This is a genomic window from Neisseria sp. P0006.S009, from assembly GCF_051962915.1.
GTDB classification, from domain to species: Bacteria; Pseudomonadota; Gammaproteobacteria; order Burkholderiales; family Neisseriaceae; genus Neisseria; species Neisseria subflava_E.
This window is the reverse complement of sequence record NZ_JBQCUV010000004.1, coordinates 125,345-141,472: the sequence shown is the minus strand read 5'-3', so window position 1 is coordinate 141,472 and position 16,128 is coordinate 125,345. Positions and strand designations below refer to the sequence as shown.

At 51.4% G+C, this 16,128-nt stretch carries 14 protein-coding genes and 1 tRNA gene; 11 read left to right on the top strand and 4 right to left on the bottom strand.

Features of this window, described 5'->3' with window-relative positions:
- The first annotated feature begins 49 nt into the window (after positions 1–49).
- From ACTHTK_RS08425 to ACTHTK_RS08415, 3 genes are all read left to right on the top strand, one after another.
- Positions 50–1,522: a S41 family peptidase gene (locus tag ACTHTK_RS08425; protein WP_063075383.1), complete on the top strand. Its 1,473-nt coding sequence runs from the start codon at positions 50–52 to the stop codon at positions 1,520–1,522.
- Between the two features lie 95 nt (positions 1,523–1,617).
- Positions 1,618–2,994, top strand: coding sequence for a DNA repair protein RadA (gene radA / locus ACTHTK_RS08420; RefSeq protein ID WP_188212190.1), 1,377 nt, complete (start codon positions 1,618–1,620; stop codon positions 2,992–2,994).
- Between the two features lie 151 nt (positions 2,995–3,145).
- Positions 3,146–3,952 carry a DUF4198 domain-containing protein gene (locus ACTHTK_RS08415; RefSeq protein ID WP_440378150.1) on the top strand — a complete coding sequence of 269 codons (807 nt, stop codon included), beginning with the start codon at positions 3,146–3,148 and terminating at the stop codon, positions 3,950–3,952.
- Positions 3,953–4,007: 55 nt separating this feature from the next.
- Here ACTHTK_RS08415 and ACTHTK_RS08410 read toward each other — a convergent pair whose 3' ends face one another.
- Positions 4,008–4,568, bottom strand: coding sequence for a pseudouridine synthase (locus ACTHTK_RS08410; RefSeq protein ID WP_049332414.1), 561 nt, complete (start codon positions 4,566–4,568; stop codon positions 4,008–4,010).
- Between the two features lie 80 nt (positions 4,569–4,648).
- Positions 4,649–4,741: transfer RNA gene (locus tag ACTHTK_RS08405), tRNA-Ser, on the bottom strand.
- Positions 4,742–4,940: 199 nt separating this feature from the next.
- Here ACTHTK_RS08405 and ACTHTK_RS08400 point away from each other — a divergent pair.
- From ACTHTK_RS08400 to ACTHTK_RS08365, 8 genes are all read left to right on the top strand, one after another.
- Positions 4,941–5,453 (top strand): hypothetical protein, encoded by a 513-nt coding sequence (locus ACTHTK_RS08400; RefSeq protein WP_234394562.1) that lies wholly within the window; start codon positions 4,941–4,943, stop codon positions 5,451–5,453.
- 52 nt (positions 5,454–5,505) lie between these two features.
- Positions 5,506–6,123 (top strand): 4'-phosphopantetheinyl transferase family protein, encoded by a 618-nt coding sequence (locus ACTHTK_RS08395; RefSeq protein ID WP_107723020.1) that lies wholly within the window; start codon positions 5,506–5,508, stop codon positions 6,121–6,123.
- Between the two features lie 93 nt (positions 6,124–6,216).
- The gene (locus ACTHTK_RS08390; protein ID WP_107723019.1) at positions 6,217–8,535 is read left to right on the top strand and encodes an MMPL family transporter; all 2,319 of its coding nucleotides are present in this window, start codon (positions 6,217–6,219) and stop codon (positions 8,533–8,535) included.
- A gap of 135 nt (positions 8,536–8,670) precedes the next feature.
- Positions 8,671–9,909: an NAD(P)/FAD-dependent oxidoreductase gene (locus ACTHTK_RS08385; RefSeq protein ID WP_107723018.1), complete on the top strand. Its 1,239-nt coding sequence runs from the start codon at positions 8,671–8,673 to the stop codon at positions 9,907–9,909.
- Between the two features lie 97 nt (positions 9,910–10,006).
- Positions 10,007–10,525, top strand: a complete 519-nt coding sequence (locus tag ACTHTK_RS08380) for a hypothetical protein (RefSeq protein WP_107723017.1) — start codon at positions 10,007–10,009, stop codon at positions 10,523–10,525.
- Positions 10,526–10,528: 3 nt separating this feature from the next.
- Entirely contained in the window at positions 10,529–11,731 is a 1,203-nt protein-coding gene (locus ACTHTK_RS08375; protein WP_107723016.1) for a beta-ketoacyl-ACP synthase, read from the top strand.
- A 172-nt stretch (positions 11,732–11,903) separates the two neighbouring features.
- Positions 11,904–14,126, top strand: a complete 2,223-nt coding sequence (locus ACTHTK_RS08370) for an NADP-dependent isocitrate dehydrogenase (RefSeq protein WP_107723015.1) — start codon at positions 11,904–11,906, stop codon at positions 14,124–14,126.
- A gap of 58 nt (positions 14,127–14,184) precedes the next feature.
- Positions 14,185–14,778: a LolA family protein gene (locus tag ACTHTK_RS08365; protein WP_004520070.1), complete on the top strand. Its 594-nt coding sequence runs from the start codon at positions 14,185–14,187 to the stop codon at positions 14,776–14,778.
- Positions 14,779–14,848: 70 nt separating this feature from the next.
- Here the strand turns inward: ACTHTK_RS08365 and ylqF are convergent, their stop codons facing one another.
- Together ylqF and ACTHTK_RS08355 are read right to left on the bottom strand one after the other, a co-directional pair.
- The gene (ylqF, locus tag ACTHTK_RS08360) at positions 14,849–15,775 is read right to left on the bottom strand and encodes a ribosome biogenesis GTPase YlqF (protein WP_107723014.1); all 927 of its coding nucleotides are present in this window, start codon (positions 15,773–15,775) and stop codon (positions 14,849–14,851) included.
- A gap of 93 nt (positions 15,776–15,868) precedes the next feature.
- Positions 15,869–16,105, bottom strand: coding sequence for a lipoprotein (locus tag ACTHTK_RS08355; RefSeq protein ID WP_003684875.1), 237 nt, complete (start codon positions 16,103–16,105; stop codon positions 15,869–15,871).
- Positions 16,106–16,128 lie beyond the last annotated feature (23 nt).

Below are 16,128 nucleotides of genomic sequence, written 5' to 3'. Positions count from 1 at the left end.
GAAAACAAAAACCACTTTGCTTACCGTACACAAAAAGAAAGTCAAACGAATGTCAACAAAATCCACTTTGAAAAAAGTTGCAATCTACACTCTCGGCGCATTTAGCGGCATCGCCCTCAGTCTGAGTGTACAAAGTTTTGCCGCCGAAAAAGACAAAAAAGACAACGAGGCCCTGCCCGTGCAAACCATCCGCACCATGGCAGAAGTGTACGGTCAAATCAAAGCCAACTATTACCAAGACAAACCCGATGCCGAGCTTTTTGAAGGCGCAATGAAAGGCATGGTGTCCGATCTCGATCCGCATTCCGAGTATATGGACAAAAAAGGCTATGCCGAAATGAAAGAATCCACCAGCGGCGAATTCGGCGGTCTGGGCATGGAAATCGGACAAGAAGACGGCTTCGTCAAAGTCGTTGCCCCGATTGAAGACACACCTGCAGAACGCGCAGGCGTAAAAAGCGGCGACTTCATCGTCAAAATCGACAATACCTCTACCCGCGGCCTGACCGTCAGCGAAGCCGTCAAAAAAATGCGCGGCAAACCGGGTACCAAAATCACCCTGACCCTTTCACGCAAAAATGCCGACAAACCCATCGTCGTCAACCTGACCCGCGCCATCATCAAAGTCAAAAGCGTGCGCCATCACCTGCTTGAAAAAGACTACGGCTACATCCGCGTCTCCCAATTCCAAGAGCGCACCGTTGCCGCGCTCAACGAAGCCGCACAAGCCCTCGTCAAAGAAAACAAAGGCCCGCTCAAAGGCATCATCCTCGACTTACGCGACGACCCGGGCGGCCTGCTCAATGGCGCAGTCGGCGTATCCGCAGCCTTCCTGCAGCCTGACGTAACCGTTGTCAGCACCAAAGGCCGCAACAAAAAAGAAGGCATGGTTCTCAAAGCAACTGCCGAAGACTACATCACCACCAGCGGCAAAGACCCGTTGGCCGGATTGCCTGCCGAGCTGAAAACCATTCCGATGACCGTCCTGATTAACGCAGGTTCGGCCTCCGCTTCCGAAATCGTTGCCGGCGCATTGCAAGACCACAAACGCGCCGTCGTCGTCGGCACACAAAGTTTCGGCAAAGGCTCAGTGCAAACCCTGATTCCGCTTTCCGGCGGCAGCGCAGTCAAACTGACCACCGCCCTTTACTACACACCAAACGACCGCTCGATTCAAGCGCAAGGCATTGTTCCTGACGTTGAAGTCAAAGACAAAGACCGCGCCTTTGAAAGTCGCGAAGCCGATTTGGTCGGCCATATCGGCAATCCGTTGGGCGGCCAAGACGTCAACAGCAGCACTGAAACGCCTGCCGACGCCGAAACCAAAGCCGATAAAGACAAGTCTAAAAAAGACAAAGACGAAGACATCTCCAGCCGCCGCATTCCAAATCCGGCCAAAGATGATCAACTCCGTAAAGCCTTGGACTTGGTGAAAAATCCAGCCGAATGGCAAAAATCTTTGGGTTTGGCGGCGAAAAAACCTGCACCGAAAAAAGATGCGGATAAAGACAGCAAAAAATAAACCTGTTATTTCTCAATAAAAAAGGTCGTCTGAAAACGATATGATTGTTTTCAGACGACCTTTTCACACATCAAATATTCCACAGGGAAAACATCATGGCAAAAGCCCCCAAAACCATCTACCAATGTTCCGAATGCGGCGGCACTTCCCCGAAATGGCAAGGCAAATGCCCGCATTGCGGCGAGTGGAACACGCTTCAGGAAAGCCTGGCCGCGCCCGAACCGAAAAACGCCCGTTTCCAATCTTGGGCGGCGGATACCTCGACCGTCCAATCCCTCTCCGCCGTTACCGCCACCGAAGTGCCGCGCAATCCGACCGGCATGGGTGAGCTTGACCGCGTATTGGGCGGCGGCCTGGTCGATGGTGCAGTCATCCTACTCGGCGGCGACCCCGGCATCGGCAAATCTACATTACTGTTGCAAACTATCGCCAAAATGGCGCAAAGCCGCAAAGTGCTGTACGTTTCCGGTGAAGAATCCGCCCAACAAGTCGCCCTGCGTGCGCAACGTTTGGAGCTGCCCACCGAAGGCGTGAACCTGCTTGCTGAAATCCGCATGGAAGCGATTCAGACGGCCTTGAAACAGCACCAGCCCGAAGTTGTCGTCATTGACTCCATCCAAACCATGTATTCCGACCAAATCACTTCCGCCCCTGGTTCTGTGTCGCAGGTGCGTGAATGCGCCGCCCAACTGACGCGCATGGCGAAACAGATGGGCATTGCCATGATACTGGTCGGACACGTTACCAAAGACGGTGCGATTGCCGGCCCGCGCGTACTGGAGCACATGGTCGATACCGTGCTGTATTTCGAGGGCGACCAACATTCCAACTACCGCATGATACGCGCCATCAAAAACCGTTTTGGTGCGGCAAACGAATTGGGCGTATTCGCCATGACCGAAAATGGTTTGAAAGGCGTATCCAACCCGTCCGCCATCTTCCTTGCCAGCTACCGCGACGACACGCCCGGTTCGTGCGTTTTGGTCACACAGGAAGGCAGCCGCCCGCTTTTGGTCGAAATTCAGGCATTGGTCGATGATGCACACGGTTTTACCCCCAAACGACTCACCGTCGGCCTCGAACAAAACCGCCTCGCCATGCTGCTCGCTGTCCTCAACCGCCACGGCGGCATTGCCTGCTTCGACCAAGACGTGTTCCTCAACGCCGTCGGCGGCGTCAAAATCGGCGAACCTGCCGCCGACCTCGCCGTCATCCTCGCTATGCTCTCCAGCTTCCGCAACCGCCCGCTGCCCGAAAAAATGGTCGCATTCGGCGAAATCGGTTTGAGCGGCGAAGTCCGCCCCGTCGCACGCGGACAAGAACGGCTCAAAGAAGCGGAAAAACTCGGCTTCAAACGCGCCATCGTCCCCAAAGCTAATATGCCGCGCAATGCCAAAGAGTTTCCGAACCTGAAAATCTACGGCGTCAGCAGTTTGCAAGAAGCGATTGATGTTTGTCGTGACGGGGACTAAACCGTTTCGATAATCTGATTCAAAAAACAATCATCTAAAAGGCCGTCTAAAAGTTTTCAGACGGCCTCTCTTTAAATTTAAATAATTTTGTTATATTATAACGAACGACTTTATTCTATCTTTTCTACACATCGAAAATCGGAGAGAAATCATGAAAAAAACCGCTTTGCTTATCGCATCAGCCTTCCTATTCAGCACTGCCGCACACGCCCATCGCGTTTGGGTTGAAACCGCCCACACGCATGGCGGCGAATACCTTGAAGCCGAATTGGGCTATGGCGAATTCCCGGAGCTTGAGCCCATCGCCAAAGACCGCCTGCACATTTTCAGCAAACCCATGCAACTGGTGACTGAAAAAGGCAAAGAAAACATGATTCAAAAAGGCACATACAATTACCAATACCGCAGCAAATTGCCGGTCAAAGACGGTAGCTACTTGGTAACAGCCGAATACCAACCTACTTTCTGGTCAAAAAACAGCGCAGGCTGGAAGCAGGCAAGCATCAAAGAAATGCCTGATGCAAGCTATTGCGAACAAACCCGTATGTTCGGCAAAAACATCGTCAATGTCGGCCATGAAAGCGCAGATACCGCCATCATTACCAAGCAAGTCGGCCAACATCTGGAAATCGTACCTTTGGACAACCCAGCCAACGTCCACGTCGGCGAACGCCTCAAAGTCCGCGTCCTCTTCAATGGCGAGCCGCTGCCTAACGCCACCGTTACCGCCACATTTGACGGCTTCGACACCAGCGACCGCAGCAAAACCCATAAAACCGAAGCCCAAGCCTTCTCCGACACCACCGATGACAAAGGCGAAGTCAGCATCATTCCATTGCGCCAAGGTTTCTGGAAAGCCAGCGTAGAACACAAAGCCGATTTCCCTGATCAAAGCGTGTGCCAAAAACAGGCGAACTACACCACTTTGACCTTCCAAATCGGTCATTCACATCATTAATTTTTCCATAACAAAAGGCCGTCTGAATATTTCAGACGGCCTTTATTCATCCTATTTAAGGACGATGCGGCGCAAACTGCCATTGTCCCAATTCCAAATTCAAATCAAACAGATTCAGACGGCCTATTGCCACACGGACCAAGCGCAAACATGGAAAGCCTGCTTTCGCCGTCATCCTTCGCACTTGGCGGTTTTTCCCTTCCGAAATTTTGATTTCCACCCAAAAATCAGGCACGGACTTACGCACGCGAATCGGCGGCACGCGTGGCCATAAAACATCCGCTTCGCCTTCTTCCAATACCCTGACCTCGGCCGGACGGGTGACAAAATCGCCCAAATCTACGCCACGGCGCAACAAATCCAATTTGGCTTCATCAGGAGAACCCTCCACCTGCGCCCAATAAGTTTTAACCTGCTTAAATTTCGGGTCAGCAATCTGCGCCTGCAAACGGCCATTATTGGTCAACAGCAGCAAACCCTCGCTGTCCGTATCCAAACGGCCGGCTGGATAAAATCCCGGTTTCTCGACAAAATCCTTAAGGCATTGATGTTTTTCATGTGCAGAAAACTGGCAAATCACGCCATAAGGCTTGTTTAGAATAATCAAATCGTTCATTTCACACTTTCAGACGGCCTTAGATTTCAAGCAATTCCGGATAATAAAAAAGACACCGTATAAACGGTGTCTTTCATATTTGGCGGAGTAAGAGGGATTCGAACCCTCGATGCAGGTTGACCCCACATGCTTCCTTAGCAGGGAAGTGCCTTCAGCCTCTCAGCCATTACTCCTAAGGAAGTCCGCAATATACGCTTTCTCCCTTCCCTCGTCAAGCATTACCGCCCCAAACTTTCTTAACGCCATGAAATCATTTAAATAAAAATATAATATTTTTTACATCATCCTATTTTTATACTTCTTTCATATATGTTAAAATGATTCTGTTTTCTGTAAACCTTTTTTCACACCCCTTATTACAAAGGAGTTCGTATGTTACGTTTTTCTGCTTTGGTTGCCGTATCCGCCCTGATGCTTGCCGCTTGCTCACAATCCGGCGATTCCCAACCATCTACTTCCTCCTCTCAAACTTCTACTCAAAAAACAACTGCCGCCGGCTCTGCCTGCCGCAGCATGGGTGAAGGCCATAAAGTCAATGGCAAAGGTCAAAACGACATTTATATGTGTAAAGTCGATGTAGCTTTGAACTCTGCCGAAGCCAAATCCGCTTTAGATCCTAGCATCCGTGTTCACTACGGCAGCACATCCGGAGCGACTTTGACTTCCCGTCAAATCTCCAACTCAGTCGGCAAAACCCCTGATGAAACCTGCCAACGCGCATTCCTGAGCGCGGTTAAACGCTTCCAAAGCACTGCACTTCGTAAAAAAGCCAAATCCGTTCACCTGGTTAGCTACTTTGACAAAGTAACCAAAGGCGGTAACGAGTACGAATGCCACATCGCTACATTCAACAGCCGTGTGGTTTTGAAAGGCAGCTTCCACTAAGCAATGTCAAAAATGCCGGACTTCAATATGAAGTTTGGCATTTTTCTATTTTATGGATACAACACCCCTTCACTGCCTACTGGCCGATCCGTCTTTTGCCGTCTGCTACGACCATGCGTCTCTAAACACAGCCGATTCACAACGTTTGGCTGCCACGCCGCAACTGGCGCAGCGTCAAGACTGGCAAGTCAGCCGCGCATTAAAACAGAAAACCGATTTACCGGCTGTATCGCTGAGCCACAGCCAAGGCTTTGCCGCTTTATTGTGTGCGCCTCAGCCCTTAACAGCCGGAGTCGATATCGAATTTATCCGCCCGCGTGATTTCAAAGCGCTATCGGCTTTGGTCTACACACAGGAAGAACAAGACTACTTGGAAACGGTAAACTGGCCGTCTGAAACGTTTTACCGATTATGGTGTTTCAAAGAAGCATTGATTAAAGCGGCGAATTTGGATTTCCCGTCAGACATGAAATCGGTCGGCTATGTTTTCGATTCAGGACAACCCGTCGGTTTACGCACTGGAAAGCAAACCGATTGGCACGGCACAAGCGCAATTTTGGCGGATACGATGGCACTTTCCTGCGTTTGGAAGGAAAAAGCCGTCACTCTGCAATGGCAGTTTTTCGGTTCGCTCAAACCCAATGATTTAACCGACCGGCAAACTATCTAACAACTGACAAAATAATAATAATCTGATTTAATTTACTGCACTTTTACTTATTCCACACACCAACAGCAGCATTTGCAAAAGGCCGTCTGAACGATGAATCTTCGCCTCCTAAACCGCCTCTATACTGCCCTTATCCTGTTTCTGACCCTGTTTTTGGTTTATGCCTTTGCTTCACAAGCGCGCATCCAAACCGACTTGACCGCATTGTTGCCAAGCGAGCAGCAACACGATGCCTTACTGACGGTCGCGGATAAAGCCGCAGAAGCGCAGCTCAATTCGCAAGTCATTTTGCTTGCCGGCAGTACCGATGCCGAAACTGCTTTTCAGACGGCCTCACAAATTGCCGATGCATGGCGCAAAAGTGGCGTATTTGAACAAGTCGATAGCAGCATGACGCCGAATTTGGACAAAGTACGTGTGGATATGCAAAAACTGAGTTTGGCAGTTTTGCCCCAAGACGAAATACGCCTGTTGTTTGAGCAGCCGCAAGCCTATTTTCAAGCGCGTGCAGAAGCCGCGGCCAATCCGTTTGCAGCCCCCTCGCCTTTGTCTTTAGAACAAGACTGGCTGGGCTTCGGACGCTTTGTTGCCGACAAGGCCAATCCGCAAAGCCGTTTACAGTGGGACATGGACAACGGCATGCTGTTTGCCGAAGACAAAGGCAAAACTTGGGTATTCTTGCGCGGACGGCTTGCCGGCGGCGATCAATTTTCCGGCAACGACGCCCTCTTACCGCTGATGGCGCAAAGCCGTCAAATCGCTTCGGAAAACGGCGCGGAAACCTTAAGCGCAGGTGGCGCATTGTTCGCCGCCGTATCCAAAGCAGCCGCAGAAAAAGAAAGTCGGCTGATGAGCATAGTCGGACTTGGGCTGACCTTTGCGCTGCTGTTGTGGGTCTTCCGCAGCGGCCGGGTATTTTTGCTGTCATTGCCGCTGGCAGCCGGTATGTTGACCGGATTGGCAGTTGCTTTATTGGTGTTCGGCGAAGTGCATATCCTGACCATCGTCATCGGCACCAGCCTGGTGGGTATGTTGGTGGATTTCCCGTTGCACTGGCTTGCTCCGTCGGTATTCGGACCGTCTGAAAAGACCGTTTGGCAGGCTGATTCAGCAATGAAACATGTCTTGCCGAGTTTTGCCGTCAGCCTGACGATTACCGTCTTGGGCTACGCGCTGCTGTGGTTTACCCCTTTGCCTGTACTGCGCCAAACCGCGGTATTTTCAGGCTTTGCCTTATTTGGCGCGTTTGGTGCCACCGTTTTATGGCTGCCGCCGCTGTTTCGCCACTACCGTGCCAAAACCGTGCCTTTTGCCGCATTAACCGAAAAGCTCTATTCCTTGTCAGGCCGTCTGAAAAATCGCCTGCACAAACGCGGCTGGTTAATCGTGGGCGGAGTTTTGCTGGCAGTCGGACTGTGGCGCAGCGACTGGCGTGACGACATCCGTCAATGGGTCAATATGCCGACCGCGATGTTGACCGAGGTACAACAAATCGGCCAGTTGAGCGGCACGGATTTTGGCGGCAAATATTTGGTGGCCGAAGCACAAAGCGAAGATGCCCTGTTGAAGAAAACTGCCGAACTCGGCCGCGCCCTGCAACCCTTAATTGCGCAAGGCAAACTGTCCGGCATCCAATCGCCCGACCAATTCATCCTGCCGACAACGGAACAGCAAAAACTCCAAAACCGCCTGCGCGAATTGACCAAGTTGCCTGATAGCTGGAAACCGCTCACAGAAATCGGTATTCCGCGCAAAACCGTGCGCGATGCCCTGCTGCAAGCTGCCGATACGCAATCATTGTCGCTTTCAGACGGCCTGAATACCGATTTGGCAGAGGCTTGGCGTTCCTTGTATTTGGGCGAAGTAGAACCAGGCCGTTTTGCTGCCGTCGTGCGTTTGAACGGCATGACCGATGAAGCCGCCGTACGTGCCGTGGCGCAACACGTCTCCGGCGTACATTGGGCAGACAAGCGCGCCCACTTAAACGAGCTTTTCCACCACACGCGCAATCAGACCGCATGGTTGAAACTGGCTTCCTATGCGTTGGCATGGCTGCTTTTGTGGAAAATGTTTGGTTTCAAACGCGGCAGCAAAATTCTTGCCGTGCCGCTGGCCGCCGCCATCTGTACCGTTGCCGTACTCGGTTTGGCCGGCATTCCCGTCAGCCTGTTTGCCATGTTCGGCCTGCTTCTAGTGTCCGCCATCGGCGTGGACTATGCCGTCTATGCCGCCACCGCACATCACAGCGCGCCGGCAAAATTAGGCGGTATGCTGCTTGCCGCTGCGACAACAGCCATTTCCTTTGCCCTGCTCGCCATCAGCAGCACGCCCGCTGTTGCCGCGTTCGGCATGACGGTTACCATCGGTGTGGCATTCAATATTTGGCTGGCAGGCACATTGTTGAAAAATTAGACACAAGATGAAGACGATTGAAATTGAAGCGATATTTTGTTTCGACTTCTATCGTCACGTTGTAAGAGGCCGTCTGAAAAACTTCAGACGCTAGTTTAAACATTTTTTTATCATTAAAATCAAAGGTATTTTCAAATGTCTGTAGAATTTGACGTTGCCGTTATCGGCGCAGGCCCTTCAGGTTCGGTTGCTTCCGCTTTGCTGAACAAACAAGGCTTTAAAGTTTGCGTATTGGAAAAACAACATTTCCCGCGCTTTGTCATCGGCGAAAGCCTGTTGCCGCATTGCATGGAAATGTTGGAAGAAGCCGGTTTTGCCGATGCAGTGCATGCCGAACCCAGCTTTCAATTTAAAGACGGTGCTGCGTTTTCATGGGGCAGCCGTTACACAGATTTCAACTTTACTGAAAAATTTTCAGACGGCCCCGGCACCATTTATCAAGTGCGCCGTGGCATCTTCGACAAAATCCTGATTGATGAAGCAGCAAAACAAGGCGTCGATGTCCGCTTCGGACATGGCGTAACCGCGTTTGACAACAGCGGCGATGTGGCACGTTTGAGCATTGCGACCGATACAGGCGAAAACTATGAACTGACCGCCAAATTTGTTTTGGATGCCAGCGGTTACGGCCGCGTCCTGCCTCGCCTTTTGGGCTTGGAAAGCCCGTCCGATCTGCCTCCGCGCCAAGCCCACTTCACGCATATCGACGACAACATCACCAGCCCGAAATTCGACCGCAACAAAATCCTGATCAACACGCATCCTGAACATCGCGATGTCTGGATTTGGCTGATTCCTTTCGGCGACAACCGCTGCTCCATCGGCGTTGTCGGCACGCCCGACAAACTGGCCGGCGAATCAGAAGCCGTGTTGAAAAAATTTGTGTACGAATGCCCGATGCTGGCGGAAATTTTGGATAAAGCCGTTTGGGAAAACGACTTCCCATTCCGCTCTATCCAAGGCTACTCCGCCAACGTAAAAACCTTATACGGCAAACATTTCGCCCTTTTGGGCAACGCCGCCGAATTCCTCGACCCAGTCTTCTCCTCCGGTGTAACCATTGCCCTGCACTCTGCCAAACTGGCTGCCGATTTGTTGGGCAAACAGCTCAAAGGCGAAGCCGTCGATTGGCAAACCGAATTTGCCGACCAACTGATGATCGGCGTGAACGCATTCCGCACTTATGTAAACGGCTGGTACGATTTCCGCTTCCAAAACGCCATCTATGCGCCCAACCGCAGCCCTGAAATCAGCCGCATGATTTCATCTATTCTGGCAGGCTACGCTTGGGACACGAACAATCCATTCGTGGAAAAATCCGAGCAACGCTTGTCCACACTTGCCGCATTGGTGGGCGATTTGAAGGTAGAATAATGACGAATGCCTTTCAGACGGCCAAGCCTGAGAACAGAACAGGCCGTCTGAAACTTCATCCACACCATTAAATATTTTGACCGATAGATAAAACCTTATGCGATTTATCCCTTTGCTTGCCGCACTGCTGCTTTCCGCATGCGCAACTTCGCTCCCCCATCCGCAAACGCTGCTGCCGCTTTCTAAAGAAGGCCAATGGTTCAAACTCGAGCAGACTAATGCGGCAGGGCAAACCGTTCAAACCAATCTCTTGGCAGTCGAGCCTCATTCAGACGGCATCCGCTTTGTCCAAACCGATGCACTGGGTGCGCCAGTATCGCGTCAATCGGTCAACACCAAAGGCTGGAAAAATGATGGTTTTGTGATGCCCAATGCCAGTTCGCGCCGATTGTTTGCCGCCTTGTTGCCGCTTTTGGCCGCCGAACAAGCCACTACACTTTACCCTGAAGCCCGCCAACAAAACGCCACCCATCAAGGCTTCTGCCCTGACGGCAAAGGCGCGGTGTTCAGCTACCGCGAGCGTGATTTGTGGTGTGTCGCCCACCATTCCGAACAATTCCTCATCGGCTTCCCCGACCAAACTTTCTGGACGGTCAGCCCGATTGCAGAAGACTAATTCATGAATACTCCTGTTTATCTCAGCCGCCCGGCACTGACCAGCGCATTGGGCAGCGGCTTGCAAGTTCATGCCGATTCCTTACTCACGCCGTCTGAAAACACGCCCCTGACTTTTTCAGACCAATGGGTAAAAGGCAAAACGCATGCTTTCGGTGCAGTCAAAGAAACCCTGATGCCTCTGCCCGACAGCATTCCCGAAGCGCATCGCAGCCGCAACAACCAGCTTATCCTGCACGCGCTTTCGCAAATAGACGGACTGATTCAGACGGCCATTGCCCGTTACGGCAAAGAAAGGATTGCTGTCGTTACCGGTACGTCAACTAGTGGCGCAGATGAAAATATCCCTGTGTTCCAACACGTTGTCGAAGGCGGTGAATGGACAGATGTTCCATTCAAGCAGCTGCAACACACCATGGCTTCGCCCTCCGAATTTATCGCCCAAGTGTACGGTTTGGACGGCTTGCGCTATACCGTCTCCACCGCCTGCACTTCCGGCGCACGCGCCCTCATCAGCGCAGCCCGGCTGCTTCGTGCGGGATTGTGTGATGTCGTAATTTGCGGCGGCGCGGATACGCTTTCTCCGCTGACGATTAATGGTTTTGCCTCTTTGGAAGTACTTTCAGACGGCATCGCCAAGCCTTTTTCCGCCAACCGCAACGGCATCAATATCGGCGAAGCGGCCGCATTTTTCGTGATGACGCGCGATGCAGATTTTGACGGTGAAATGCAATTGTTGGGCTATGGTGCAAGCAGTGATGCCTACCATATGTCTTCGCCCCGCCCCGACGGTTTGGGTGCAGCCCAATCCTTTCAGGCTGCTTTGGATAAAGCCGGTTTGAAAGCAGAAGACATCGGCTGGATCAATCTGCACGGCACCGGCACTCAACACAACGACAGCATGGAAAGCCGAGCCGTTGCCGAAGTGTTTGGTTGCCATACCCTTTGCACTTCAACCAAGCCGTCCACCGGTCATACCTTAGGCGCAGCCGGTGCGATTGAAGCCGCGTTTGCTTGGTTGATGGCCAACCACCAATACAATCCGGAAGGCAAACTGCCGCCGCAACAATGGGACAACATACCCGATTCCGAGCTGCCCAACATTGCTTTGACCGACGAAAACAGCCGCTGGTCGTCTGAAAAACGCATTGCCGCCAGCTCATCATTCGCTTTCGGCGGCAGCAATGCCGTTTTGATTATCGGATAAGTCCTTATATTTAGGCTGTCTTTTCAGACGGCCTTTTTCTTTTCCGCAACTTAAAAAACAATAACATCAAAACAACAACCAAATCCGCCGAAATATGCCATAATAGGCTTAGCACATTTCTTCTCGCGATGTGCCCGAAAAGAAAAACTTAACCTACATAGAGAATAATCCCATGACTAAATCCACCATTATCTATACCTACACCGACGAAGCTCCTGCATTGGCCACTCAATCCCTGTTGCCAATCGTGCAGGCGTTTACCCGCCACGCCGATATTGATGTCAAAACCAGCGACATCTCTCTCTCCGGCCGTATTTTGGCGGCGTTTCCAGAATACCTGACCGAAGCGCAACGCGTACCTGATGCGCTTGCCGAATTGGGCGAACTGGTGAAACAACCCGATGCAAACGTAATCAAACTGCCGAACATCAGCGCATCCGTACCTCAACTGACTGCCGCGATTAAAGAATTGCAGTCTAAAGGCTTTGCCGTTCCCGACTATCCTGCCGACCCTCAAACCAATGAAGAAAAAGCCGTACGCGAACGCTACGACCGCATCAAAGGCAGCGCAGTAAACCCTGTCCTGCGTGAAGGCAACTCCGATCGTCGCGCGCCTAAAGCAGTGAAAAACTTTGCGAAAAAACATCCGCACAGCATGGGCGCATGGACCAAAGACTCCAAAACCCACGTTGCCACCATGCAAAGCGGCGACTTTTTCCATAACGAACAATCCGTTACCATACCTGAAGCAACTTCCGTATCCATCGTGTTCACCGACAAACAAGGCAACAAAAAAGAGCTGCGCGAGCCTGTTGTCCTGAAAGCCGGCGAAATCATCGACGCGACCGTGATGAGCAAAAAAGCCCTGCTCGCCTTCCTTGCCGAACAAGTGAAAGACGCAAAAGCTAAAGGCGTATTGTTCTCGCTGCACATGAAAGCCACCATGATGAAAGTGTCCGACCCGATTATCTTCGGACACGCCGTCAAAGTATTCTTTGCGCCTGTATTTGAAAAATTCGGCGACAAACTGGCTGCCGCCGGCGTCAACGTCAACAACGGCTTCGGCAACCTGCTTGCCAATCTGGACAAACTGGATGCGGACACCCGCGCAGCCGTTGAAGCTGAAATCGCCGCCGTTTACGCAGCCAACCCTGATTTGGCGATGGTTGATTCCGACAAAGGCATCACCAACCTGCACGTTCCTAGCGATGTCATCGTCGATGCTTCTATGCCTGCGATGATTCGTAATTCCGGTCGTATGTGGGATAAAGACGGCAAAGCGCAAGACACCAAAGCCGTCATTCCTGACAGCAGCTATGCTGGTGTTTACCAAGCAACCATCGACTTCTGCCGCGAACACGGCGCGTTTGACCCGACAACCATGGGTACCGTTCCTAACGTCGGCCTGATGGCGCAAGCAGCCGAAGAATACGGTTCGCACAACAAAACTTTCGAAATCGAAGCTGACGGCCAAGTTCAAGTCATTGATGCAGCAGGTAATGTCCTGATGCAACACGACGTTGAAGCCGGCGACATCTGGCGTATGTGCCAAACCAAAGACGCTCCAGTTAAAGACTGGGTACAACTCGCCGTCAACCGCGCCCGTCTGAGCAATACACCAGCCGTGTTCTGGCTCGATGAAAACCGTCCACACGACAAGAGCCTGCTCGCCAAGGTTAAAGCTTACCTTGCCGAACTGGATACAAACGGCCTCGACATCCGCGTCCTCGCTCCTGAAGAAGCCGCTAAATTCAGCTTAGGCCGTCTGAAAAACGGCGAAGACACCATCTCCGTAACCGGTAACGTCCTGCGTGACTACCTGACCGACTTGTTCCCAATTTTGGAACTGGGTACCAGTGCGAAAATGCTGTCTATCGTTCCATTGATGAATGGCGGCGGTATGTTTGAAACCGGCGCGGGTGGTTCTGCACCGAAACATGTTCAACAATTCCTCGAAGAAAACCACTTACGTTGGGACTCTTTGGGCGAATTCCTCGCACTCGCCGTATCGTTTGAACATCTGGCGCAAAAAACCGGCAATACCAAAGCCCAAGTCCTCGCCGACACTTTGGATGCAGCCACCGAAAAACTGCTGTTGAACGACAAATCGCCTAAACGCAAAGCAGGCGAACTCGACAACCGCGGCAGCCATTTCTACCTTACCCTCTACTGGGCGCAAGAATTGGCAGCGCAAGACAAAGATGCCGAACTGAAAGCCGCATTTGCGCCATTGGCAGCCGCTTTGACTGCCGACGAAGCCAAAATCGTTGAAGAACTCTCTGCCGTACAAGGCAAAGCGGTCGACATCGGCGGCTACTACGCAGCCAATCCTGAAAAAGCTGCACAAGCAATGCGTCCGAGCGCAACCTTTAATCAGGCCTTGTCAGCCTTATAATTAAAGCAATTAAAGGCCGTCTGAACTTTCAGACGGCCTCAAACCTTATGGAAACACAATGAAAAAAACCATTCTTTCTCTTACTCTCCTCATCAGCGCTCCGGCTTTATGGGCATTTTCCCCTGCCGAATTGGCACAAACCCTGCAAAAACCGCAAAACGTGCAAGGCAATTTTGTCCAACAACGCCAGCTCAAATCCCTCAGCAAACCCATGACCACCAGCGGCAGCTTTACCCTTGTGCCACAAAAAGGCCTGCTCTGGAAAATGCAAAAACCATTTGAAACTACCCTGCGCGTTCGTTCAGACGGCATCATGCAATGGAACGGCAGCCAATGGGTCAACCCAAATGCCAGCAAGCTCAACGGCCAAAGCCGCCAAATCAAACTCTTCCTCGACCTTTTGGGCGGCAATACCCAAGGTTTGGAAAAACAATTTGATTTGAAATTAAACGGCAACGAGAAAAAATGGACGTTGACCCTGACCCCGAAAACCGCCATTACCCGCCAAATCTTCAACCGTATCGAAATCAACGGCGATACGCTAGTACGAAAAATCGAATTGGACGAAAAACAAGGCGACAAAACCATCATGCAGTTCAACCAAATCCAAACCGATAAAGCTCTGGACAGCTTCAGCCGTACCGCCCTCTAAATTGTCTATTCCAACAAAAGGCCGTCTGAAAATAGATTTCAGACGGCCTTTTATATTAATCGGCTGAAGGCTACTGCCCTTTTCTTTCCGCCTTTCTGGCTTCGCGAATGGCTTTAAGTTCGGCCTCTTTCTGTCTGGCTTTTTTCAGCCAAGTTTCCCATTGATTTGGCGTTTCCAGCGTGATTCTGCCGATTTTGCCTTCGCGGAAATCAGTCAGGATATTTTCAGCGGCCTTTTGGTAGTTGACCCGTCCGCCGCTCAAAACCGCACCGCGTTTTTTGGCAATCCACTCAAGCCAAGAAGTATCGTCCCAATGGCTGCTTGGATCTTTGTCGGCCTGATAGCGCTCTTGCAACAGGGCCAGATAATGGCGGCGGAGGTAATCCAAAAGCTCAAGTGCCACTTCTTCTTCATCCAGCGCGTTGCGTCCAACTGCACCGCCAGCTGCAAGGTTGTAACCGCCTTCTTCAACGATAATTTTCGGCCACAACATACCGGGGGTATCGTACAGCCAGAAATCGTCGGCAAGGAAAAGGCGCTGTTCGGCTTTGGTAATACCGGGTTCGTTGCCGGTTTTGGCAGATTTTTTGCCGATCATGCCGTTAATCAAGGTGGATTTGCCAACGTTGGGGATACCGCAAATCAGGACACGCAGCGGCTTCTCGATACCTTGGCGATGCGGAATCATGGCACGGCAGGCTTGGGTAATTTTGCCATGTGCGCCGGTTTCGGAAGAATCAAGCGCAATGGCACGGGTATCTTGGCGGCTGTTGTAGTGTTCGAGCCAAACTTTGGTACGCTCGGGATCGGCAAGATCTTGCTTGTTTAAAATTTTCAGTTTGGGCTTGCCTTTGGACAACTGGGCAAGCAAAGGGTTTTCGCTGGAAGCAGGCATACGCGCGTCCAGCATCTCAATCACCATATCAACGCTTTTAATGCGTTCGGCGATGGCTTTTTTTGCCTTGTTCATGTGGCCGGGAAACCATTGGATAGCCATGTCTTTTTATTCTTTCTATTCGTATCTGAGGCCGTCTGAAAAATCATTGTTTTTCAGACGGCCTCGGTATTGGGATAATCGGTCAATCAGGATTTAGAGGTTGCCATGTTCATAGCTGTAATAACCTGCTTCATCCATACATTGCTCAAACGTTTTGGATGTATTGCCACGTTTGGTTCCATTTTGAACTTGTGATTTGCAGGTATTGATTTGGCGGGAAACTTCAGCTTCGCTCGCACCGGTACGGTGCCAACGGTAAGCAGTAACAGGCTCTGTTGCACAGGCGGTCAAGATAAGCAGAGATAATGCGGTCAGACTGATTTTTTTCATGGTTTCTTCCTTTGAGGCCGTCT